The organism is Kribbella caucasensis, from assembly GCF_004361855.1.
In the GTDB taxonomy this organism is placed as follows: Bacteria; Actinomycetota; Actinomycetes; order Propionibacteriales; family Kribbellaceae; genus Kribbella; species Kribbella caucasensis.
On the sequence record NZ_SNWQ01000005.1, the window covers coordinates 18574 to 40337 of the forward strand.

22 protein-coding genes are annotated in these 21764 nt (G+C 68.4%); 10 read left to right on the forward strand and 12 right to left on the reverse strand.

Features of this window, described 5'->3' with window-relative positions; genetic code table 11:
• Positions 1-33 precede the first annotated feature (33 nt).
• The 5 genes from pknB to thiO form a co-directional block, all read right to left on the reverse strand.
• Positions 34-1980, reverse strand: a complete 1947-nt coding sequence (gene pknB / locus EV643_RS11885) for a Stk1 family PASTA domain-containing Ser/Thr kinase (protein WP_133800085.1) — start codon at positions 1978-1980, stop codon at positions 34-36.
• A gap of 98 nt (positions 1981-2078) precedes the next feature.
• A complete protein-coding gene (locus tag EV643_RS11890) occupies positions 2079-3047 on the reverse strand; it encodes a lytic transglycosylase (RefSeq protein ID WP_133800086.1) in 969 nt (322 codons plus the stop codon).
• A gap of 371 nt (positions 3048-3418) precedes the next feature.
• Positions 3419-4195 (reverse strand): thiazole synthase, encoded by a 777-nt coding sequence (locus EV643_RS11895; protein ID WP_133800087.1) that lies wholly within the window; start codon positions 4193-4195, stop codon positions 3419-3421.
• An 8-nt stretch (positions 4196-4203) separates the two neighbouring features.
• Positions 4204-4416, reverse strand: a complete 213-nt coding sequence (thiS, locus tag EV643_RS11900) for a sulfur carrier protein ThiS (RefSeq protein ID WP_238165526.1) — start codon at positions 4414-4416, stop codon at positions 4204-4206.
• Complete coding sequence (gene thiO / locus EV643_RS11905) at positions 4413-5582, reverse strand: glycine oxidase ThiO (RefSeq protein WP_202869523.1); 1170 nt, start codon at positions 5580-5582, stop codon at positions 4413-4415. The genes thiS and thiO overlap by 4 nt, the downstream gene beginning before the upstream one ends.
• A gap of 79 nt (positions 5583-5661) precedes the next feature.
• Between thiO and thiE the strand changes: the two genes are divergently transcribed.
• Genes thiE through EV643_RS11920 form a run of 3 tightly spaced genes read left to right on the forward strand, consistent with a single transcriptional unit; the run spans position 5662 to position 6925 of the window.
• Positions 5662-6321, forward strand: coding sequence for a thiamine phosphate synthase (gene thiE, locus EV643_RS11910; protein ID WP_133800088.1), 660 nt, complete (start codon positions 5662-5664; stop codon positions 6319-6321).
• Positions 6318-6500: a hypothetical protein gene (locus EV643_RS11915; protein WP_133800089.1), complete on the forward strand. Its 183-nt coding sequence runs from the start codon at positions 6318-6320 to the stop codon at positions 6498-6500. The genes thiE and EV643_RS11915 overlap by 4 nt, the downstream gene beginning before the upstream one ends.
• Positions 6497-6925 carry a barstar family protein gene (locus tag EV643_RS11920; protein WP_133800090.1) on the forward strand — a complete coding sequence of 143 codons (429 nt, stop codon included), beginning with the start codon at positions 6497-6499 and terminating at the stop codon, positions 6923-6925. Before EV643_RS11915 ends, EV643_RS11920 begins: the two co-directional genes overlap by 4 nt.
• Here EV643_RS11920 and EV643_RS11925 read toward each other — a convergent pair.
• Positions 6903-7643, reverse strand: coding sequence for a YqjF family protein (locus tag EV643_RS11925; protein ID WP_133800091.1), 741 nt, complete (start codon positions 7641-7643; stop codon positions 6903-6905). The genes EV643_RS11920 and EV643_RS11925 overlap by 23 nt on opposite strands.
• Before the next feature lie 30 nt (positions 7644-7673).
• Positions 7674-8000: a DUF4180 domain-containing protein gene (locus tag EV643_RS11930; RefSeq protein ID WP_133800092.1), complete on the reverse strand. Its 327-nt coding sequence runs from the start codon at positions 7998-8000 to the stop codon at positions 7674-7676.
• Between the two features lie 106 nt (positions 8001-8106).
• Here EV643_RS11930 and EV643_RS11935 point away from each other — a divergent pair, with 106 nt between their 5' ends.
• A complete protein-coding gene (locus EV643_RS11935) occupies positions 8107-8529 on the forward strand; it encodes a helix-turn-helix domain-containing protein (protein ID WP_133800093.1) in 423 nt (140 codons plus the stop codon).
• A 64-nt stretch (positions 8530-8593) separates the two neighbouring features.
• On the opposite strand, the gene EV643_RS11940 is transcribed toward EV643_RS11935, so the two are convergent.
• A complete protein-coding gene (locus EV643_RS11940; protein WP_133800094.1) occupies positions 8594-9664 on the reverse strand; it encodes a polyprenyl synthetase family protein in 1071 nt (356 codons plus the stop codon).
• 56 nt (positions 9665-9720) lie between these two features.
• Between EV643_RS11940 and metF the strand changes: the two genes are divergently transcribed.
• Together metF and EV643_RS11950 are read left to right on the forward strand one after the other, a co-directional pair.
• Positions 9721-10635: a methylenetetrahydrofolate reductase [NAD(P)H] gene (metF, locus tag EV643_RS11945; RefSeq protein WP_133800095.1), complete on the forward strand. Its 915-nt coding sequence runs from the start codon at positions 9721-9723 to the stop codon at positions 10633-10635.
• A gap of 22 nt (positions 10636-10657) precedes the next feature.
• Positions 10658-11188, forward strand: a complete 531-nt coding sequence (locus EV643_RS11950) for a SixA phosphatase family protein (protein WP_133800096.1) — start codon at positions 10658-10660, stop codon at positions 11186-11188.
• Here EV643_RS11950 and EV643_RS11955 read toward each other — a convergent pair.
• From EV643_RS11955 to EV643_RS11965, 3 genes are all read right to left on the reverse strand, one after another.
• Positions 11185-13416 carry a HelD family protein gene (locus EV643_RS11955; RefSeq protein WP_133800097.1) on the reverse strand — a complete coding sequence of 744 codons (2232 nt, stop codon included), beginning with the start codon at positions 13414-13416 and terminating at the stop codon, positions 11185-11187. The two genes, EV643_RS11950 and EV643_RS11955, sit on opposite strands and share 4 nt — an antisense overlap.
• A 110-nt stretch (positions 13417-13526) precedes the next feature.
• Positions 13527-14834 carry a phytoene desaturase family protein gene (locus tag EV643_RS11960; RefSeq protein WP_133800098.1) on the reverse strand — a complete coding sequence of 436 codons (1308 nt, stop codon included), beginning with the start codon at positions 14832-14834 and terminating at the stop codon, positions 13527-13529.
• Positions 14834-15475: a DUF4126 domain-containing protein gene (locus EV643_RS11965; protein WP_133800099.1), complete on the reverse strand. Its 642-nt coding sequence runs from the start codon at positions 15473-15475 to the stop codon at positions 14834-14836. The genes EV643_RS11960 and EV643_RS11965 overlap by 1 nt, the downstream gene beginning before the upstream one ends.
• Before the next feature lie 168 nt (positions 15476-15643).
• Between EV643_RS11965 and EV643_RS11970 the strand changes: the two genes are divergently transcribed.
• Positions 15644-17557 carry an N-acetylmuramoyl-L-alanine amidase gene (locus EV643_RS11970; protein ID WP_133800100.1) on the forward strand — a complete coding sequence of 638 codons (1914 nt, stop codon included), beginning with the start codon at positions 15644-15646 and terminating at the stop codon, positions 17555-17557.
• A gap of 127 nt (positions 17558-17684) precedes the next feature.
• Here the strand turns inward: EV643_RS11970 and EV643_RS11975 are convergent, their stop codons facing one another.
• Positions 17685-18713, reverse strand: a complete 1029-nt coding sequence (locus tag EV643_RS11975; RefSeq protein WP_202869524.1) for a LacI family DNA-binding transcriptional regulator — start codon at positions 18711-18713, stop codon at positions 17685-17687.
• Positions 18714-18745: 32 nt separating this feature from the next.
• Here EV643_RS11975 and EV643_RS11980 point away from each other — a divergent pair, with 32 nt between their 5' ends.
• Genes EV643_RS11980 through EV643_RS11990 form a run of 3 tightly spaced genes read left to right on the forward strand, consistent with a single transcriptional unit; the run spans position 18746 to position 21761 of the window.
• On the forward strand, positions 18746-19987 hold the full coding sequence (locus EV643_RS11980) for an ABC transporter substrate-binding protein (protein WP_133800101.1): 1242 nt from the start codon (positions 18746-18748) through the stop codon (positions 19985-19987).
• Positions 19984-20946: a carbohydrate ABC transporter permease gene (locus EV643_RS11985; protein ID WP_202869525.1), complete on the forward strand. Its 963-nt coding sequence runs from the start codon at positions 19984-19986 to the stop codon at positions 20944-20946. Before EV643_RS11980 ends, EV643_RS11985 begins: the two co-directional genes overlap by 4 nt.
• Positions 20943-21761, forward strand: coding sequence for a carbohydrate ABC transporter permease (locus EV643_RS11990; protein ID WP_202869526.1), 819 nt, complete (start codon positions 20943-20945; stop codon positions 21759-21761). Before EV643_RS11985 ends, EV643_RS11990 begins: the two co-directional genes overlap by 4 nt.
• The last annotated feature ends 3 nt before the right edge of the window (positions 21762-21764 follow it).

Here is a 21764-nt window from a genome sequence, read left to right on the forward strand (position 1 = left end):
CAAGCTAACCAGACGCCTTGGCTTCGCTGGAAATCAGACGATGGTGACGATCACTGTGCTGCCGGGTTTGGCCTTGCGACCGGCCGCCGGGTTCTGACCGGCGACCAGGTTCAGGCCGAGATGGAACGGCGCCTGCTCGACCTTCACCTTGAAGCCGGCGTCGGTGAGCATCTTCCGCGCCTCGGCGAGGTTCTTCCGCCGGACGTTCGGCACCTCGCGCAGCGCCGGGCCCTTCGACACCACCAGCTTGACCTTGTCCTTGGCGAACAACGTCCCCGTGTTCGGGGTTTGGCTGATCACGTTGCCCTCGGGCACGGTCTCGTCGTACTGGTCGGTGCGGTCGATGCGGAAACCGGCCTTGCGCAGCGCCTTGGTCGCCTCGCCGACCTGCTTGCCGGTCATGTTCGGTACGTCGATCGGCCGCTTGCCCAGCGAGACCCACAGGTTGACCGTGTTCCCCGGCTTCATCACGGTGTCGAACTTCGGGGTGAAGGTGATCACCCGCCCGGCCGGCACCGTCTCGCTGTAGGTGTCGGTGATCTTCCCCGTGACCAGGGTGATCGAGTCGAGCGCGCGCTTGGCCGAGTCCAGGTCGAGCCCGGCGAGCTGCGGCACGCGGTACCGCTCCGGCCCCTTCGACACGATCAGGCCGATCTCGCCGCTCTTCCGGATCCGGTCGCCGGGCGCCGGATCCGTGCCCATCACCTGCCCCTTCGGCACGGTCTCCGAGAAGCCCTGATCGCGCAACGTGGTCCGAAGGCCGACCTCGCCGGCCTTGGCCGTCGCGTCGGTCGGCGACAGGTTGAGCAACACCGGCGTGGCCGTGTACCGATGGATCCCGTAGTACCAGCCGGCTGTCCCGGCCCCGATCGCCAACGCGAGCACGGCGATCAGCGCGATCAGGCCACGCCAGCGCCGAGGCGGTCGAGCAGCCACTCGTGCGGGTGGGGAAGCCCCAGGAGCCCCGGACTCGATCGGTACGACGATCGTGTCGTTGCGCAGCTTGACGTAACCGGTGCCCCGCTCGTATCCGCCGTCGTCGTACTCGGACTCGTCGCGGAGCTGCTGGATCGGCACGGTCAGGTCGCCGGTCAACTCCGGATCGTCGGGCAGGCCCTCCTCGAGCGCGCTGCGGACCCGGCGTACCTGGCGGCTGAGTACTCGCGCATCGGCCGGCCGAAGATCCCGGTCCCTCGCCGTGGCCCGCTGGACCAGCGCATCGACGTACGGCGGGATGCCGGCCTGCAACGCGGACGGCGGCGGTACATCGGCGTGAACGTGGGCGTATGCGACCTGGATCGGGGTGTCGCCGGTGTGTGGCTTGGTCCCGGTGAGCATCTCGAAGAGCAGGATGCCGGCCGAGTACACGTCCGACCGGGCATCGGCGCTGCCGTCGGTGACGAGCTCGGGCGCGAGGTAGGAGACCGTACCCATCAGGAGTCCCTGGGTCGCGGTCTGGCCGGTCGGCTTGACCGCCCGGGCGAGGCCGAAGTCGGCGACCTTGACCGTGCCGTCGTGGGCGATCAGCACGTTCTCGGGCTTGATGTCGCGGTGCACGATGCCGGCGTCGTGGGCCGCGGAGAGCGCGGACAGCACGGGCATCAACAGGTCGAGCGCGCGGCCGGGGGCGAGCGGCGAGGACTGCCGGATCACGTCACGCAGCGTGCGGCCGGGGACGTACTCCATCGCCAGGAACAGGGTGCCGTCGTCCTCGCCCTGATCGAAGACGGCCACCACGTTCGGGTGCGACAACCGCGCGGCGGCCCGGGCCTCGGCCACGAACCGGCGGCCGAACTCGGCGTCGTCACCCATTCCGAGGTGCATCACTTTGAGCGCGACGACCCGGTCCAGCCGCATGTCCAGCGCCTCGTAGACGGTGGCCATGCCGCCCTTCGCGACGCGCGCACCCACGCGGTACCGCCCGTCGAGCACACGCCCGACAAGGCGGTCGCTGACCTGGGTGTCTACGTCGTCCGTCACGTGCGGTGAGCCGCCTCTCGAAGCCTGTCTGCTCTGAGAGTGTAAATAGGCGGCCCAGTCGCGCCTTCCCCGCCGCGCCGTGCCACGGTCTGTGACGCTCAGCTTGCTGGATTCCAGCCGCTCTCCAGTTGCGCCTTGATCCGCATCACGTTCTTCACGTACAGCTTCGTGTCCGGATACATCCCGTTCCGCCGCACTCCGCCGAGGCCCTGGTAGTAGCCGGCCACCGCGATGTCGAGCTGGGCAGCCCCGGTCAGCCGGTCCAGCAACACCACACCCGCGGTGACGTTGTCCTGCGGCTTGAGCAGATCCAGCTTGCGGCCGACCACGTTCGACGCGAACCGCCCGGTCGACGGGATCACCTGCATCGCGCCGATCGCGTTCGCGGGGGACACCACCCGCTGCTTCCAGCCGGACTCCTGCCAGGACACGGCCAGCGCGAGTTCGGGATCGACGCCGTACCGCTTCGAGGTGGTGATGATCATCGCCCGCATCTGGCCGCGGGTCGGGAGTTTGCGCTGCTTCAGGATCGCCCGGTTCCGGTCGGCGGCGTCGACCACGTGGTCGGCGTACTTGCGGCCGGCGAAGGTGTTGTTCTTCCTTTTCTTCCTCGGCGTCGTCTTCGGGACCGGCACCGGGACCTGGAGCGGCTTGCCGATGTAGATGTGGTCGGTCCGCGACAGGCCGTTCACCGAGAGCAGGTAGGCCTGAGTCACGTGGTACCGCTTGGCGATCCGGCCGATCGTGTCACCGGATTTGACGACATACGTGATCCGGCCGCGGCTTGTCTGCTGGCCGGCGCCCTTGGTGCCGGCCTTGCCCGGCAGTTGCAGGAGCTCGCCGGCGTAGATCGCGTTGCCGTTGCCCGGCAGGTTGTTCAGCAAGACCAGGGTCTTCACGGTCGTGCCGTACCGCGCGGCGATGTGACTGAGAGTGTCACCCTGCTTCACCTTGTACTGGCCGAACCCCGGCGATCCCGCCGTGATCACCCCGGCCGCCACCACTGGTACGGCGATCCCGGTGAGGATCCGTAGTACTACGGTCCTGCGCCGTCGCGTGTCGCTCATCATCCATCTCCCCGTGTCAACGTCCCATGACCGTAAGTGGTGGTGCTGATGTGACAACAGAGGCGAATGGGTCACTTGTTACGGCTGTTACCCAATGTTTACAGTTGACGACTGAACTACATCACTGTGATTCACAAAGCGACACGCCCGGGCATGCTGATTGGCGCGGCTGATTCCTTGCCGGGAGCAACTGATGCCTAGGGTGTGTCTGCTCATCCCCTGCAGTCGCGAGCAAGTGCTCGGCGCGGTAGCTCGGTGTGCTGGAGTGAAGGCGGCGATGCGGCGCATCGTGGCCTTTGCTCCAGTGCAGCGAGATGCCGTGCCGAGTGCTGCGCAGCACGCAGGGGATGAGCAGACACACCCTCGGGCAATCAGAGGTCTGCGCGGCCCTCTAGTGGCGAGGATGCCTGGGCTGCGTGGTAGCGCCGCGGGATGCGTCCGGCGAGTCGGGCGTTGCGCCCGGCGACCACCGCGTCACGCATCGCGGCGGCCATCAGGGCGGGCCGTTCGGCCCTGGTCACGGCCGTCGCCAGTAACACAGCGTCACAACCTAGCTCCATCGCGAGCGCCGCGTCGGACGCCGTACCGATCCCCGCGTCCAGCACGATCGGGACCTGAGCGGCCTCGACGATCATGCTGATGTTGTGCGGGTTCCGGATCCCCAGGCCCGACCCGATCGGCGAGCCGAGCGGCATCACGGCCGCACAGCCGACCTGCTCCAACCGGCGGGCCAGGATCGGGTCGTCGTTGGTGTACGCGAGCACGGTGAACCCGTCGGCGGCCAAGGTCTCGGCGGCGTCCAGCAGCTCGACCGGGTCCGGCAGCAGGGTGTGGTCGTCGGCGACCACTTCGAGCTTGATCAGGTCTGTCTGCAGTGCCTCGCGAGCCAGTCGAGCCGTGAGCACGGCTTCGCCCGCGGTGAAGCATCCGGCCGTGTTAGGTAGTACGGCGATGTCGTGCTTGCGCAGTACATCGAGGACCGAGCCTTGCTGACCCGGATCGAGCCGTCGAAGCGCGACGGTGGTCAGCTGGGTCCCGGAGGCCACCAGGGCTTCCTCCAGCACCTCGAGACTCGGCGCTCCACCGGTCCCCATCACCAACCGGGACGTGTACTCGCGTCCGGCGATCACCAGGGTGTCGTCGCTCATCCGTCCTCCTACCCGCCCTGGACCGCGGTGAGAATCTCCACCCGGTCCCCTTCGGTCAGCGCGGTACCGGTCCACTCGGCCCGGGTCACCACCGCTTCGTTCACCGCGACCGCGACACCGATCGGGCTGCGGGCCCAGCGGTCGACGACGTCGGCGACCGTGGTTCCGGCTTCGAGTTGTTCGGCATGGCCGTTGACGAGCACGTTCATGGCCTCACTCACCTCGCTACCTTAGGCGTCTGCTCACCGTTGTCCGGTACCCGGTGGGCGAACCGGTCGGCGAGGAAAGGCTCGATCAGCTTCGGTACTCCGCCGGTACGGATCGACTCCGCGATGAGATCGGCGGTGATGGGAGTCAGCAGTACGCCGTTGCGGTAGTGCCCGGTCGCCCAGAGCAACCCGTCGATCCCGGACGGTCCCAGGATCGGCGCGTTGTCCGGAGTCGCCGGCCGCAACCCCGCGACGGACTCCACCAGCTCCAGCTCGTCCGTGATCGGCAGCACCGTGCGCGCATCCCGCAGCAGGCTGAACACCCCACCGGCCAGCACCCGCGTGTCGTAGCCGAGCTCCGATGTGGTTGCGCCGACCACCAGTTCACCACCAGGCCGGGGGACGAGGTACACGCCGAATCCCCGTGCCGTGGCCCGCACGGTGTGGGTGAGCGCGGGCCGGTATGCCTCGGGGACACGGAGCCGGAGGATCTCACCCTTCACCGGTCGGACCGGCGGCCGGAGTTCGTCCGGGATCCCGCCGAGCTGCGCCGACCAAGGGCCGGCCGCGGCGACTATCTGGGACGAGGTGATGGTGTCCCCGTTGTCCAGCTGGACGCCGACGGCCGTCGTACCGGAGACGAGCACGCGGGCAACGTGTTCGCGGACCAGGTTCACGCCGACCTTCTCGACGGCGCGGAGGAGAGCGGCCACGGCCTGGCGGTTGTCGACCGAGTGATCGCCGGGAACCCAGACGCCGGCGGAGATCCCCGCGGCCAACAGGGGCTCGCGTTTGCGGGTCTCGCGGCCGGTGAGTTCTTCGACGTCGAGGCCGAGCCGGCGTTGGTAGTCCGCCAGTCTGCGAAGGGCGGCCGCGTCGTCGGTGTCGTAGGCAACGGAGAGGGTGCCGGTCCGATGGAGGCCGGCCGGGACACCCGCGACGGCTTCGAGCTCCTCCGCGAAGGCAGGCCAGGCGGCCACGCTGGCGAGGTTCAACGCGAGCAGGTCGTCCTCGCCGAACTCGACCTCGGTGATCGGGGCGAGCATGCCGGCGGCGACCGAAGACGTCTGAGTGCCGGGTGTCGGATCACATACCGTCACCTGCATACCGTCTGCCGCGAGCCGCCAGGCAACAGCCAAGCCGATCAGCCCGCCACCGACCACCACGACATCAGCCACGCCCCCAACAGTACTAATTTCTTTCCCCACCCCACCGCCCCGGTCAGGACGACGGTATACACCTGGCAAGCTGTGACCTGTGACTGAGCACACCGCGGGACTACGTGACCGGCTCGAGGCGGCCCGGCTCTACCTGTGCATGGATGCACGGGAGAAGCAGGGTGACCTGGAGCAGTTCCTCGACGCCGCGCTGAGCGGTGGTGTCGACATCGTGCAGTTGCGCCAGAAGGAGATGGAAGCGGCGGACGAGCTGGCCGCGTTGGAGGTGTTCGCGGACGCCTGCAAGCGGCACGGCAAGCTGCTGGCCGTGAACGACCGCGCCGACATCGCCTTCGCCGCCGGCGCCGACGTCCTCCACCTCGGCCAGCGGGACCTGCCGGTGCACGCCGCCCGGGCCATCACCGGGCCGGAACCAATCGTCGGCCGGTCCACGCACACCTTCAGCCAGGTGAACGCCGCAGTCGCCGAACAGGGTTCGGACTACTTCTGCGTCGGCCCGACCTGGGAGACCCCGACCAAGCCCGGCCGGACCGCCGCCGGTCTCGAGCTCGTTTCGTACGCCGCGAGCCGGCCGCAACCGAAACCGTGGTTCGCGATCGGCGGGATCGATCTTGGCCGGCTCGACCAGGTCCTCGAGGCCGGTGCGAGCCGGGTGGTCGTCGTCCGGGCGATCACGGCGGCCGACGACCCGGCGGCCGCGGCCGGTGAGTTCGCCCGGCGGTTGCGGGGTGCCGGGTGATCAACAACCCGAAGATGGCCCGCATCATCGCGGCCGTGGTGATCGCGGCGATGGTCATCACTCTCGCCGCCGCGCTGTTCGGGTGCGCAGCGGAGGAGAAGAGCCCTGGGAAGGACCCGGCGAGTGGTCTGACCATCGTCGCGGTCGAGGACTTGCCTGCTGGGGGGACCAAGGGATGACTGAACTGCGCGCGCTGCTGGACGAAGGGCTGCGTCCGGGCGTCTATCGCTGGCGGTCCGACCTGCCCGCCGAACAGGTGCGGGGCGGTGTCGACGCTGCCGGGTGGGGCTTCGTGCTGCTGGACACCACGGCCGTGCACGACAAGGCCGGGCTGCTGGATGTGTGTGCGACCGCTTTCGACCTGCCGCGCTGGTTCGGCCGCAACTGGGACGCCCTGGCCGACTCGCTCAGCGACCGGTCCACCGGTGAGCCCGAGCTGGTCCTGTGGGAGGGCTGGCGCGAACTGCTCGACCATGACCACGACACGGTCGACGTGGCCTTGCAGATCTTCGCCGAGGACGCGAACGAGTCTGGTCAGCTGCGCGTGTTCCTCCGCGAGGCCGCCGACGTTCCGGACCTCGTCACCGCAGTACCGCTCGTCTAGGCGTTTCCGCCCGAACCGGCAGCCCGAACCGTGCCGCTACGCCGGCGCTGAAGGCGACGTGGTCGGGTGGGCGGTCGCCTAATCCGATGGGCGCCAGCAGGCCGTGATCCTCGAAGTCGACGAGCTCGGCCGTTCGTAGTACCCAGGTCGGGTGGTCGTTGGGCAGGTACCACGTCCTTCCGGCGCGGGCCACGTGCAATCCCCAGCGGGCGGTCAGGAAGTGCTCCAGTGGTCCGGGGATCAGGGTGGTGCTCGGGCGAACCGTCACCGTGCTCGCGGCGGCCGGCCCAGGCCAGCGCAGTACGGACTCGTAGGTGTGTAAGCCGTTGTGTTGTTGGTAACTCATCCGGGCCCAGCGGTAGGGGAGACCGAAGGCCGTCCGAGCCGCGGCCACCACGTCGAGGCGGTTGGTGTCGAGGCTGAGGAACACGACGCCGCGGCGGCCGGTGCGGTCGACCGAGTAGAGGCGGACGTTCGTCTCCAGGAAGGTGCCGATCAGGGCCGGGCCGTGGGGGAAGCCGGTGTTGGCCATCTGGAACGGCACCAGACCGACGTACGTGCGGCCCTCGAAGGTGTCCGGCTCGGTCCCCGGTGGGAAGAAGTGCACGACGCTAGGCGGGTCGACGGCCCAATGCAGGAAGGACAGGTTGAGCCAGTCCTGCCGCAGGATTCGCGGCTTGGGTAGGTATGGCGCGTCTGGGGTCACCGCTTCCCGCATGGCCGCAATCTAGCCCTGCCGAGCCCCAAACTAGCGCCGCCGCTCCTCGAACGACGCCAGGTCCGGCACGAACCAGACGTCCTTGCCCCGGTTGGTCTCCCGCACCCAGTCGCGGAACGGCTTGCTGGCCGCCTCATGCGCCGAGACGTCGCCGACCACGGCCAACCGCATCCGGTAGTTCACGAACTTCTGCACGATCGCCCCGGCCACCCCGCTGCTCAACGTGAAGAACTCCGCGGGCAGTTGGTCCCTCTGCAGAACGACCCACTCAGCCTGGTGAAGGTGGTACGCATCCGCGATCAGATCGAGCGCATCCTGCTCGCTGCCGATCGCCCGATCGCTGACGAATAAGCTCATAGGCCCTAAACTACCGTAAATGGTCATATCTCGTCATCTATAGGGAATTCTAAGGAATCGGATAATGGTGACCGTTAGCCTGAGAGCCCGCGAGGAGAGGTGGCCGATGCCGCAGGAGCTGTACTCGGTCGAGCAGGTTGCGGACCGGCTCGGTCTGCACGTGCGCACGATCCGGAACTACGTGCGGGACGGCCGGCTGAAGGCGGTCCGGATCGGCAAGCAGTACCGGATCGCCCGCGAGGATCTCGACGCGTTCACCGGCCTGCCGAGCGCGCCAGGAGGCACCGAGTCGGCGGCCAGGCAGGTCGAGGTGTCGAGCATCGTCCAGATCGACGCGATCGACCGCGCCGCCGCCGACCGGATCTCCACCTACGTCACCGCCTCCCTGAGCCAGGGCGGCCTCGGCCACATCCGGGTCGAGATCATCTACGACGAGACCCGGGCCGTGCTCAAGCTCATCCTCCTCGGCGACCCCACCATCACCGCCGACCTGCTCCGGCTGATCGCCATGCTGGCCAGCCCTGAGTAGTCCAGCCCTGAGCAGTCCAGCCCCGAGCAGTCCAGCCCTGAGTAGTCCAGCCCCGGATCCAACCTCAGAGGGTGCGGGCAGTGGCGGCGATCGCGAGATCGGAGAGAGCCTTGTGGGCGGCATCGTCGGCGAGGGGAGCGCGGTCGAGCGCCTCCAAGGCGTCCTCGGTGCGCTCGGTGATGAGGTCTTCGCAGGCCCGGACGGCGCGGCTGTCCTGAAGGATCTCGCGGAGCAACTGGATCTCGTCGTCGTCGAGGTCCGGGCGGCCGAACAGCCGGTCGAACTCGGTCAGCTGGACCTCCGAGGCGTGCTCCACGGCATACGCGACGAGCACGGTGCGCTTTCCTTCGCGCAGGTCGTCGCCGGCCGGCTTGCCTGTGACGGCCGGATCGCCGAACACGCCGAGCAGGTCGTCGCGCAGCTGGAACGCCTCACCGACCGGCAGGCCGTACGCCGACAGGGAGTCGATCAGGTGCTGCCCGGCACCACCAAGTGCGGCGCCGATGTGGAGTGGGCGCTCGACCGTGTAGGTGGCGGACTTGTACCGCAGTACTCGCAAAGCGCGGTCCATGTCGGCTTCGCCGCTCGCCTGCGCGACCAGGTCCAGATACTGACCTGCGGTCACCTCGACCCGGACCGCGTCGAAGAACTTGGACGCCCGGGCCAGCGCGGCCGCGTCGAATCCGGACGTGTGCAGCATCTCGTCGGCCCAGATCAGGCAGAGGTCGCCGAGCAGGATGGCCGCGCCGATCCCGAAGCCGACCGGATCACCGCCGACCCCGCTCGCCTCCGACCGGGCCCGCTGCAGTGCCTCGAACCGCTTGTGCGCGGCCGGCGCGCCCCGGCGTACGTCGGACGAGTCCATCACGTCGTCGTGCACCAGCGCGCTGACGTGCAGCATCTCCAGGCTGGCCGCGGCCTTCAGGATCGGCCGGGCCGGATCGCCGCCCGCGGCCCGGAAACCCCAGTAGCAGAAGGAAGGCCGCAGCCGTTTGCCGCCACTGGTCGCGTCCCGCGCGGCCTGTACCTGCTCGGCCAGCTCGGGGCCGATCTCCGCCAGCCGTTCCTGCTGGATGTCCAGGAAACCGGTCAGGGCGCGCTGGACCTCGGTCGGGATGTCTACGTCGGCATGCACGTCTCGGAGGGTAGTCGGTCGGTCCGGTTGCGCCCATGCCCCGGTAGCCTTGGGGGATGGTCACCGGTCTTCCCTCGACGCGCCCCGGCAGCACGCCGACGATCCGTGAGCTCCTGGCCGCGGGCAACCGGTCCTTCTCCTTCGAGTTCTTCCCGCCGAAGACACCTGAGGCCGAAGAGGTGCTCTGGCGGTCGATCCGCGAGATCGAGCAGCTCCGGCCGACGTTCGTCTCGATCACGTACGGCGCGGGCGGGACGACCCGGGACGGCACGATCCGCGTCACCGAGCGGGTCGCGCAGGACACCTCGCTCACCCCGCTCGGCCACCTGACCTGTGTCGCGCACTCTCGCGACGAGCTTCGTTCGGTGATCGGCGCGTACGCCGGCTCCGGGGTGCGGAACATGCTCGCGCTGCGCGGTGACCCGCCGGGTGGTCCGTCGCAGCCCTGGGTCGCGCACCCGGAGGGGATGAACCACGCGATCGAGCTGGTCGAGCTGATTCGTTCACTCGGCGACTTCTGCGTGGGCGTCGCCGCGTTCCCGGACAAGCACCCCGAGGCCGCCGATCTGGACGCCGACGCACGCGTGCTCGCCGAGAAGGCGGAGGCCGGTGCGGACTACGCGATCACCCAGATGTTCTTCGGGGCCGACGACTACTTCTCCCTGGTCGACCGCGCGGCGGCGTACGGGTGTGACATCCCGATCCTGCCGGGCATCATGCCGGTGACGAACATCAAGCAGATCAAGCGGATGGCCGAGCTGACCGGGATGGCGCTGCCGACCGCGGTCACCGATCGGCTGCACGCGGTCGAGGAGGACCCGAAGGCGGTCCGCGAGGTCGGGATCGAGATCGCCAGCGAACTGTGCGAGAAGCTGCTCTCCGGCGGCGCCCCCGGGATCCACTTCATCACCCTGAACCGCTCGACGGCGACCCGTCAGGTCTACCTCAACCTGCAGGGCACAACCGTCTGAGCCGGACCGCTATCGTGACCTGATGGCCGACCCATCCGATCTGCTGATCGACCACACCCTGGTTCTGCTCCGGCACTCCAAGGCGGTGCCGCCCGAGACGATGCCCGACCTGGATCGCCCGCTCGCCGACCGTGGTCGCGCCGACGCGGCGGCGGCCGGCCGCTACCTCGTTGCCCAGGGCATCGAAGCCGACCTGGTCCTGTGCTCGCCGTCGACCCGGACCCGGGAGACCTGGCAGTACGCCGCCGAGGCCGGTGCGGTCGCCGCGGACATCTGGTACGACCGCCGCATCTACAGCTCCGACACCGACGGGCTGCTCGACGTGATCCGCGAAGCCCCGGCCGAAGCGCGCACGGTGATCCTGGTCGGCCACGGACCGGGCGTCCCCTGGCTCGCCGACGAACTGGCCCTCGACGGCACCAGCCCCGAACGCGTCGAGCTCACCAAGAAGTACCCGACCAGCGGCCTGACCGTCCTCCACCACACCACCCGCTGGTCCGCCTTAGCCCCCGACGACTGCGATCTGGTCTCTTATGTCATCCCCCGCGGCTAGGGCAGCCACTGGGTCGTGCTGTTGACGGTGATCATGCGTTGGGTGGCGCGGGTGAGGACGACGTACAACGCGCGTACGCCGCCGAGGGTGTCGCTGACGATGCGGTCGGGTTCGACCACCACGACGGCGTCGTACTCGAGGCCCTTCGACTCCAGCGGCGTGAGCGCGACCACTCGGGGATTGTTGAGCTCGGCAAGGGTCGCGTCGACCGCGGGTCGCAGCCCGGGCGGCACGATCACCCCGACCGTGCCTTCCACCAGTTGGAGGAGTTCGCCCGCGGCGTCGGCTGCAGCCTCGGCGACCTTGGCGGCGTCGAACACGCGGTGCTCCGGCTCGACCCCGGTACTGCGAACCGCGTTCGGCAGGTCCGCATCGGGGATCTGGCGCCGGATCACCTCACCCGCGAAGGCGTAGATCTCGGCCGAGTTCCGGTAGTTGGTCGACAGCCGGAACGCGTGCCGCTGCAGGTGGGACAGCATCGACTCCATCGCCTGCCGCGCTTCGTCCGGGTCCGGCCACGAGCTCTGGGCCGGGTCGCCGACGATCGTCCAGCTGGCCTGCGGACCGCGCCGGGTGACCATCCGCCACTGCATGGGGGAGAGGTCCTGCGCCTCGTCGACCAGCACGTGCGCGTATTCCTCCGGCTCGTCCGCATCCGCCGCCGCGGCCGCCCGGGCCCGCCGCTCGGACGTGGTGAGCACCTCGTTGACCCCGTCCGACAGCCCTTCGAGCCAGTCGAACTCCTCGTCCTTGCCAGGCTCGGCCACCGGTGGCCGGCCGAGCAGATGGCTCAGTTCGTCGAGCAACGCCACGTCGGCGATGGTGAACTGGTCCGTACTGCGAACCGCCGCGGCCAGCGCGTCCACCTCGGCCGGGCCCAGCTCGTTCCGGGCCCATCGGGTCAGCCGACGCGGGTCGCCGAGCCAGCGCAGTACGGTCTGCGGCGAGAGCGTGGGCCACCAGGAGGCGAAGAACGACCGGTACGCCGGGAGGTCAACGACGATGTCCCCGAACGACTCCCGATCGGCGTACACCCCGTTCCGCAGGTCGTCGGGGAACCGGCTCCACAGGGCGGCGACCAGTCCCTTCCGGGCCTCCGAGGCAGCGCGGTTCCGCGGCGTCCGCCGCAACGCGTTCCGCCGGACGTTGTCCAGCTGGTTCGCATCGAGCTCGATCGTTGCCCCGCCGACGAACACGCGCAACGAGGTCGGCGCAGCGGGAACCCGGTCCCGGGCAGCGCGAGACAGCACTCCACGCATCCGCAGCGACCCCTTGATCGCGGCAGCGTCCGCCTCGTCGACAGCGGTCGCGCGAACCCCGTCGACCAGTTCGCCGACGGCTCGCAGCGACACGGTGTTCTCGCCGAGGCTCGGCAGCACCCGCTCGATGTACGCCATGAACGCGGCCGACGGACCGACCACCAGCACCCCGCCCCGCTCGAACCGGCGGCGGTCGCTGTAGAGCAGGTACGCCGCCCGGTGCAGCGCGACCACGGTCTTGCCCGTCCCCGGACCGCCACCGATGATCGTGACGCCGCGAGCAGGAGCGCGGATCGCCAGGTCCTGCTCGGCCTGGATCGTCGCGACGATGTCCCGCATCGTGTGACCACGCGCCCGCGACAGCGACGCCATCAACGCGCCCTCACCCATCACCGGGAGATCCTCGGGCGCACGCTCCGGTGCGAGCAAGTCGTCCTCGATCCCGACGACCCGCGCACCCTTGTTCCGCAGCACGCGGCGGCGTACGACGGCCAGCCGGTCCGCCGCCGTCGCCCGGTAGAAGGGCTCCGCCGCCGGCGCGCGCCAGTCGATCACCAGCGGCTCGTACTCCGCGTCGCGCACCCCGATCCGGCCGACGTACAGGCTCTCCAGATCCTCGGCGCGCTCGACCGCCGGTTTGTCTTCGCCGTGGTCGGAATCGAGCCGGCCGAACACCAGGCCCTCGTGCTCGGCGTCCAGCTCGGCGATCCGGCGGGCCGCGGCGAACACCAGCACGTCGCGCTCGTACAGACCGGTCTGCTCCTCCTCGCGGACCCGGCCGACGTTCTGCGCCTGGGCTCGCTGATGTCCCTCGACCGCGATCCGGGAGGCGGATCGGGCGGCCTCCGCGACCCGGCCGTAAACCCGGTCCACGTGTTGCTGCTCGGCCTCCAGCTCAGCCTGCTCGACGACGACGCTCTCCGGCTGTTCGACTTTCCCGGAATGGGGCGAAGTGGGGGATTGATCCACCGGGGTCCTCTCTACTGCCGGGCCTACTGCCCCGACACGGAACACAGGAACGATCAATCTTAGTGTGCCTTCCTCGCCGACCCCAGGCCGGTCCGTACTGCCGGTCCGGATCAGGCTTTTCCGACCGCTTCGGCGACGATCGCGGCACCAAGGGTCGTCGCCGGGACACCCGAGCCGGGATGGGCGCCCGCGCCCACGCAGTACAGGCCTTTGACGGGGGAGATGTTGCCTGCCCGGCGGCGCGCGGTGCGGTACCCCTCCCAGGCGACGCCGGCCCACCAGGACGCGGAGGTCTGCCGGGAGACGACCTTGTCGCGGACATGCAGACCACGGGCGACCAGCAGATCGAGTACGTCGTCCGTCGGGTAGCCGTGGACGAGGACGGACCAGGCCTGATGCCCGGCCGGCGCCTGACCGCCAGTGCGGATCGTCACCGTCGGACTACCGTGCAGAACGGTCTCGAACGGCAGCGTCGGCACGGGGTCACGCAGCCCCAAGTGGACGACGTACGCCGCCTGCGCCTGATGGGTCTGCTCCACCCTCTTGCGGATCTTCTTGGCCGCCGGATCGTTGACGAGCTGGGCGTACAGCCGGCGTGGATCGAGATCGCTGACCACGATCTCGGCCGGCAGTTCGGTCCCGTCGGCCAGCCGCACGCCGGTGACCGTGCCGCCGGACGTGCTCACCGACACCACTTCGGCTCCGGTCCGTACGTCGATCTTCCGCTCGGTCGCCCGCTGCGCCAACGCGTCGGCCAGCGCCCCGAATCCACCCGCGATCGTCCATCGGCCGAAGGTCCGCTCGAGATACGACCAGACCCCGACATACCCAGGCGTGAGGCGCGCCTCGGACCCATGCTGCGTGGCGTAGTACTTCAGTACTGCGCGCGCTCGGTCGTCGTCCAGGTTGCGCTCGGCGACGCGCTCGAGGGATTGCCAGGGCTTCAGGCCACGGATCGCGTTGAGTGGCAGCTTGTCGATCAGCGGCGGTTCGAGCGAGGTCTTGCGCAGGATCTGCCAGGTCTCGCCGTAGCCGTCGACCAGGGCGGTCCAGCGATTCGCGGTCTGCTCGCCGGCCAGGTCGGTCCACGCCTGGAGTTGGGCGGCGCGATCACCGACCGGGAGGTCCAGGATCGAGCCGTCGGCGAACAGGTGCCGGCGAGGTTCGCTGATCGGTTCGAGTTGGACCAGGCTCTCGATCGGCCGGCCGGACTTTCGGAACAGGTCGCGCAGGGCGGCCGGCAGCGTCGTACTGGCTGCGCCCGCGTCCCAGCTGAAGCCGTCGGCCTCGACCCGGCCGAGTGCGCCGCCGAGCCGGTCCTCGGTCTCGCACAAGGTGACCTCGTGGCCGAGCTTGGCCAGCCGGACGGCGCTGGCGAGACCGGCGAGCCCGGCTCCGATAACGATCGCGCGCGCCATTACCTTTCCTTCCCCGTCCCGCCACCCCGGTCAGGCGAAACGGTCCCTGTCGCAGGGTCGCCGCGTTTCTCTCGCCAGGCTTTGAACCGGGCGTACCCGCGTTTGATCGCGCGGAAGGCGAAGAAGACCGCGACGATGCCAATGAGCAGCAGGATGCCCGCGATGATCAGCGCCACGGTCGGGTGGAACGCGGCGAGCGAGACGACGCTGAGCACGGCCACGTCCTCACCGGATGAGGCTGCGACGTTGGTGACCGGTTCGGGGGAGGTGTTGATCGCCAGCCGCAGGCTCGACTTGACCAGATGCGAGAGCAACGCGACGAGTCCGCCGGTGGTGGCGATGAACGCTTGCTCCAGGTTGCTCGCCTGGCCGGACATCAAGGCGGCGATGATGGCCCCGACGGTCGGCCGGATCAGCGTGGAGATGGTGTCCCAGGCCGAGTCGACGTACGGGATCTTGTCGGCGACGAACTCGAACAGGAACATGGCGCCGGCCGCGATCAGCACGCCGTTGGAGGTCAATGCGGTCGGGACGTCGTCGACATCGGCGAAACGGCCGAGCAGACCGAGGACCAGCACGCACGCGTACGCGTTGATACCGCTCGCCCAGCCCGTCGTGAACGCCAACGGCAACGCTTCCATACTCCCGCTCCGTAACCCTCTGCTGTGCCCCGTCGGACGACTGTCACCGTCATTATCGAACTCGATGGCCCGACTTTTGGTTAACCGTTGACATCGACCCTGCCGCGACTCATTGTGAACGAGGCTGCCAGGCTTTGTGACCGGCACCCCAGATCAGGGAGATCGAACATGCGTCGTCGTCCGAAGATTCTCGCCGCATTGGCAGTGGTAGCGCTGCCGATCGCGGTGAACGGCGTGTCGTCCGGCAGTCAGCCGACGGCCGTCGCCTCCATGCCTTCGCCCGGGCTGGCCTCCGCGTTTCAGGCCGCATCGCAACAGTACGGCGTACCGGAGTCCGTGCTGCTCGCGCTGTCGTACGCCGAAACGCGGTGGGACGACCACCAGGGCAAGTCGAGCACGTCGGGCGGTTACGGCCCGATGCACCTCACCGCGGTCGACCCGAGCACCACGGTCGAGCGCTCCGACGGCAAGAAGGTCGCGAAGGCCGATTCGCAGCGCACGTTGTACACGGCATCCGACCTGACCGGCCTCGACCCGGTTGCTTTGCGCACCGACCCGACGGCCAACGTGGCCGGTGGCGCGGCCCTGCTCGCGTCGTACCAGAAGTCGCTCGGGCTGCCGGTCGGTTCCGACACCTCTGCGGCCGACTGGTACGCCGCGGTCGCCAAGTACTCCGGTGCGTCCACCCGCGTCACCGCCTCGGAGTTCGCCGACGACGTTTACGCGACCCTCGCCCGCGGCGCGGCCCGTACGACGAACACCGGGCAGGAAGTCGCCATGCCGGCGGAGAAGGTGGCTCCGGCGAAGGCACAACTGTCCCGGTTGGCCTTGCCTGCTGGGGCTTCCGGTGGGACGTCGGACGTCGAGTGCCCGAAGTCGCTGGCCTGTGAGTGGTTGCCAGCGCCGTACCAGGACCTGGGCGCCGGCGACTACGGCAACCACGACCTCGCGGACCGGCCGAAGACCGGCAAGATCGACTACATCATCATTCACGACACCGAGGGTGGCTGGCAGGGCACGCTCAACCTGGTCCAGGACCCGACCTACGTGAGCTGGCAGTACACGATGCGGTCGTCCGACGGCTACACCTGGCAGCACGTCAAGGCCAACGACGTCGCCTGGCACGCCGGCAACTGGTACGTGAACATGCACAGCATCGGCATCGAGCACGAAGGTGTCGCCGCTCAGGGTGCGACCTGGTACACGGAGGCGATGTACCGCAACTCCGCCAAGCTGGTCCGGTACCTGGCGGCCAAGAACAACATCCCGCTGGACCGCGCCCACATCATCGGGCACGACCAGGTACCGGGCACGATCCCGGCGAACGTCCGGGGCATGCACTGGGACCCGGGACCGTACTGGGACTGGGAGCACTACTTCGACCTGCTCGGCGCGCCAATCTGGGGGAAGACCGTGTTCCCGGTGAAGGTCGGCTCGATCGTGACCATCAAGCCCGGGTTCGCGGGTAACCAGCAGGTCCTCACCAACTGCACGGGCGCCGGGACGACCTGCACCCCGCAGGGCACGAACTTCGTCTATCTCCGGCAGGCGGCGGACGACGCGGCCCCGCTGGTGAAGGACATCGGGCTGCGGCCGGACGGGTCGGACTCGACCACCGTGGTGTCGGACATCGGGGCTCGCGCGGCCGCCGGTTCGCAGTACGTGGTGGCGCAGCGGTCGGGGGACTGGGTGGCGGTCTGGTACCTCGGGGCGCTCGCGTGGTTCAAGAGCCCGGCGTCGGCGCCGGACGCGTTCGCCAAGCCGGGGCTGGTGGTGAAGCCGAAGGCGGGGAAGACGTCGGTACCGGTGTACGGGCGGGCGTATCCCGAGCAGGCCGCTTACCCGGCCGGGATTCCCTACCAGACGGTGACTCCGCTGCAGTACTCGATCGGGGCGGGGCAGGCGTACCCGGTGGGTGACGCATCGATCGAGACGGACTACTACCGGGCTGTGACGTTCGCCGGGGAGCCGCCGGCCGATCACGTGCAGGTGCTCGGGACGGACAAGTACTACCAGATCTGGTTCGGGCACCGGATGGCGTACGTCCGGGCCGCGGATGTGGACCTCCGGCCCGCCGTTTAGTCACTGATCGACGAGAGCCGCCCACTGTCTGGTGGGCGGCTTTCGTCCTTCCCGAGGTCTTGTCAGCGGGTTTGTTTATCGATATACCTCTTGGGCAACGGATCTAGCCCGGGAGGTCGTTCCGGTGTCAGTTGGTGTGGGGTCTGGTGGTCTGGCGCTCGACCAGATGGGCCGGTACGACGAGCTCCTCGGGCTCGTCGGTCGGGCCGTCCTTGAGCTGCCGGATCAGCAGCTCGCAGATGGCGTCGGCCATCTCGTCGTGCCCGGGGTTGATCGAGGTCAGCGACGGCACCAGGAAGCGGGCCTCGTCGACATCGTCGAAGCCGACCACCTGGACGTCGTCCGGGACCCGGAGCTTGGCGTCGGCGAGGGCGCGGATCGCGCCGATCGCCACCACATCGGTCAACGCGAACACCCCGTCGAAGCCGATCTTCCGGTCGAGCAGGGACCGGATCGCGTCGTACCCGTCCTCGAAGCGGAAGCTGGACCTAACCACCAGGTCGGGGTCCGTCTCGATGCCGGCGTCAGCGTGGGCGAGCGAGTATCCCTCGGCGCGCAGGCCCGTCATGCTCGCACCACCGTCCGGATCGCCACCGAGCAGGACGATCCGGCGCGACCCGGTCGCGAGGAGATGCGCCGTGGCCTGCCGGGCGCCGTCGATGTTGTCCATCATCACGTGGTCGAACTTGGACGGCAGTGCCCGCTCACCGATCATCACGACCGGAGCGTCGGTGCGCATCTGGGTCAGCTCCGCCGGGTCGAGGTCGACCACGCTCAGGATCAGCCCGTCGTACATCCGCAGCCGGGAGAACACGACCGCGTCCAGCTCACCCTGCCGGCTGGCCCCGGTCCGCTCCACCACGATCCGCAGGCCGTGGGCCTCGAAGCGGTCGGCGAGCCGGCCGGCCAGCTGGGCGAAGTACGGGCGCTCCAGTTCCGGTACGGCGAGGCCGACGACTCCGGTCCGGCCCGCGCGCAGATGCCGGGCGGCCAGGTTCACCTGGTAACCGAGCTCGGCGATTGCCGCCAGCACCCGCTCGCGGGTCTCGGCGCCGACCCGGGGGCGGCCGTTGATCACGTTCGAAACGGTCATCGTGGACACCCCCGCGGACCGCGCCACATCGGCCATCGTCACCACGGTGGACGTCTTCTTCATGGTCCTTACCTTAAGCATCTCTTGGAGTTGTGATGAGAAAACGCCGCACTCTCGCCGCTCTCGCGGCTGTCGCGCTCGCTGTCCCGCTGGTCGCCTGTGGTGGTACGCCGGGGAGCGGCGGTGACAGCAAGAAGCTGACCTTCTTCTCCTGGGACGGGGAGGAGACGATGAAGCCGCTGATCGCCAAGTTCGAGCAGGACAATCCCGGTACCAAGGTCGAGTTCTCCAATGCGCCGCCGGTCGCGGAGTACATCTCCACCCTGCAGTCGCGGATCCTGTCCGGTACGGCGGCAGACGTGTTCGTCATCGCCGCGGAGAACAAGACGAACCTGATCAACGGCAAGCACGTGGTCGATCTGAAGGACAAGCCGTTCCTGAAGAACGTGCCGAAGTTCAACCAGGCCACGTACTCCGGTCCGGACGGCGCGGTGTACGGGATGTCGGTCGCGTCCTGGGGTGCCGGCATCCTTTACAACAAGGACCTGCTGGCCAAGGCCGGTGCGACCACGATCCCGCAGACGTGGGACGAGTTCCTTGCCCTGTGCAAGAAGTTGAAGGACGCCGGCGTCACGCCGTACCTGGAGTCCGTGCAGGGTATGTCGACGCCGCTGTCGGCGTTCCTCGGCGCCGAGAGTCGGGCGAGCGGGGACACGATGGACACGAAGATCTTCGATGGGTCGGCGAAGTTCAAGGACTACTGGGTCGAGCCCCTGACGCAGTGGTCGCGGCTGTGGACCGAGGGTCTGGTCACCCGCAACGTGGTCGGCCTGACTGGTGACCAGGTCCGGACCGAGTTCGTCACGGGCAAGGCCGCGATGATGATCGCCGGTCCGTGGGACGTGCCCGGCGTCCGCAAGGCGGCGCCGAAGCTGAACATCGAGATGGCCCCGATTCCCGGGATCAGCGGCGGTAAGCCGTACCTGGCCGGCGCGGCCAGCCCGGGCTACGCGATCAACGCGAAGGCGAAGAACCCGGAGGCAGCGGAGAAGTTCCTGACCTTCCTGGACACCCCGGAGGCGATGGCGATCTACCAGAAGGCGACCGGCGCGATCACCGTCACCACCGACTTCCAGCCGACGCTCGATCCGGCACTGACCCCGATCGTGAAGGACGTCCGGGCCGGCAACGTGTACCTGCCGCAGATCGCGTGGAAACGGGCCGAGGACATCCTCAACGTCGAGGCGACCGCGCAACTGCAACTGCTGGTCCAGGGCAAGGCGACGCCTGAACAGGTCGCGAACGCCCTCGACACCAAGCTCGCGAGTACCTCGTGACCGCTGGCCTGATGGCTCCGGCCGAGACCTCCACCGAGGTCTCGGCCGGAGCCGGCCGGCCACCCCGGATCAGGTGGGCGCGGGCGCGCGAGACGTCCGCCAACCAGCTGTTCCTGGTCCCGGTCGCGCTGGTCTTCGTGGTGCTCCTGGTGGTGCCGCTGACGCAGACGTTCTACTGGAGTTTCACCGACTTCACCGGCTACTCGGCCGAGGTGAAGTTCGTCGGGCTGTCGAACTACGGCAAGGTGCTGACCGACCCGTCGATGCTGGCCGGTCTCGGTTTCACCCTGGCCTTCACGATCGGTTCGGCCGTACTCATCACCGTGGTCGCGATCCCGCTGGCCGTCGTACTGAACAAGAAGTTCTTCGCCCGCAACTTCGTCCGGTCGGTGTTCTTCTTCCCGGCCATCCCGAGTATCGCGATCCTGGGCCTGGTCTGGGGCTACATCCTGTCGCCGCTGGGATCCGGTGTGCTGAACTCGGTGCTGGAGAGCCTGTTCCACGCCGGGCCGTACCCCTGGTTGTCGGACGCGACGCTGGCGCGGGTGTCGGTGATCGTGGTCGCGGTCTGGGGCGGCGCCGGCTGGCACGCGATGCTCTATCTCGCCTACCTGCAGTCGATCCCGTCGGACTACTACGAGGTGGCGACCATCGACGGCGCATCGGCGCGGCAGCAGTTCTTCCACATCACGCTGCCGCTGCTCACCCCGGCCATTGTCATCAGCAATTTCCTGCTGATGACCGGCGGGCTCAAGGTCTACGACCTGCCGTACACCCTGACCAAGGGCGGTCCGGGCTTCGCGACCTACACGATCACGCAGTCGATCATCACCAGCGGTGTCGCACAGGGGCGGTACGGGCTGGCCTCGGCACTGGCCGTGCTGTTCACGATCGCGGTCGGCATCGTCGCCGTCGCCCAGCTGTGGGTGTCGCGCCGAATCGAACGGAGAGTGCTGTGAAACAACGACGTTCTCCGATCACCAGCGTGGTGATGATCGGGCTCGCGTGTCTGGTCGGCGTGCCTCTGTACTACATCGTCGTCAACACGGTGAAGACACAAGAAGAAATGGCCCGGTCGCCGTTGGCGCTGCCGACCAAGCTGTTCCTGGACAACTACCAGCGGGTCTTCGAGACGGTGCCGCTCGGCCGCAGCTTCCTCAACACACTGATCCTCACCGTCGCCTCGATCCTGGCGATGCTGTTCGTCGGCTCGACCGCGGCGTACGCGATGGCGATGCGGGCCAGCCGGTTCAACCGGTTCTTCGGTGCCCTGCTGCTGCTCGGGTTCATCGTGCCTGGGCAGTCGACGCTGATCCCGCTCTACCGGATGCTCGTCGACGCCGAACTCGTCGACACCCTGCGCGGGCTGGTGGTGATCTACACCGGCGGCTCGATCTTCGTCTACTTCCTGATCCAGGGCTACATCAGCCGGCTGCCGTTCGAGATCATCGAAGCGGCCCGCATCGACGGTGCCGGACCATTCCAGATCTACTGGCGAATCGTGCTCCCGCTGATCCGGCCGATCCTGGCCACCGTCGGAGTGTTCCAGACGATGTGGATCTGGAACGACTTCATCACTCCGAGCGTCTTCCTCAGCTCACCGGAAAAACAAACACTCGTCATGCAGGTCTACCGCTCAGTCGGCGAATTCAGCACCGACTGGCCCGGCTTCATGACCATGAGCGTCATCGTTCTGATCCCGATGGTCGTCTTCTTCATCCTCACCCAACGGCACATCGTGAACGGCCTGCTGGCCGGCAGCGTGAAGTCGTGACCT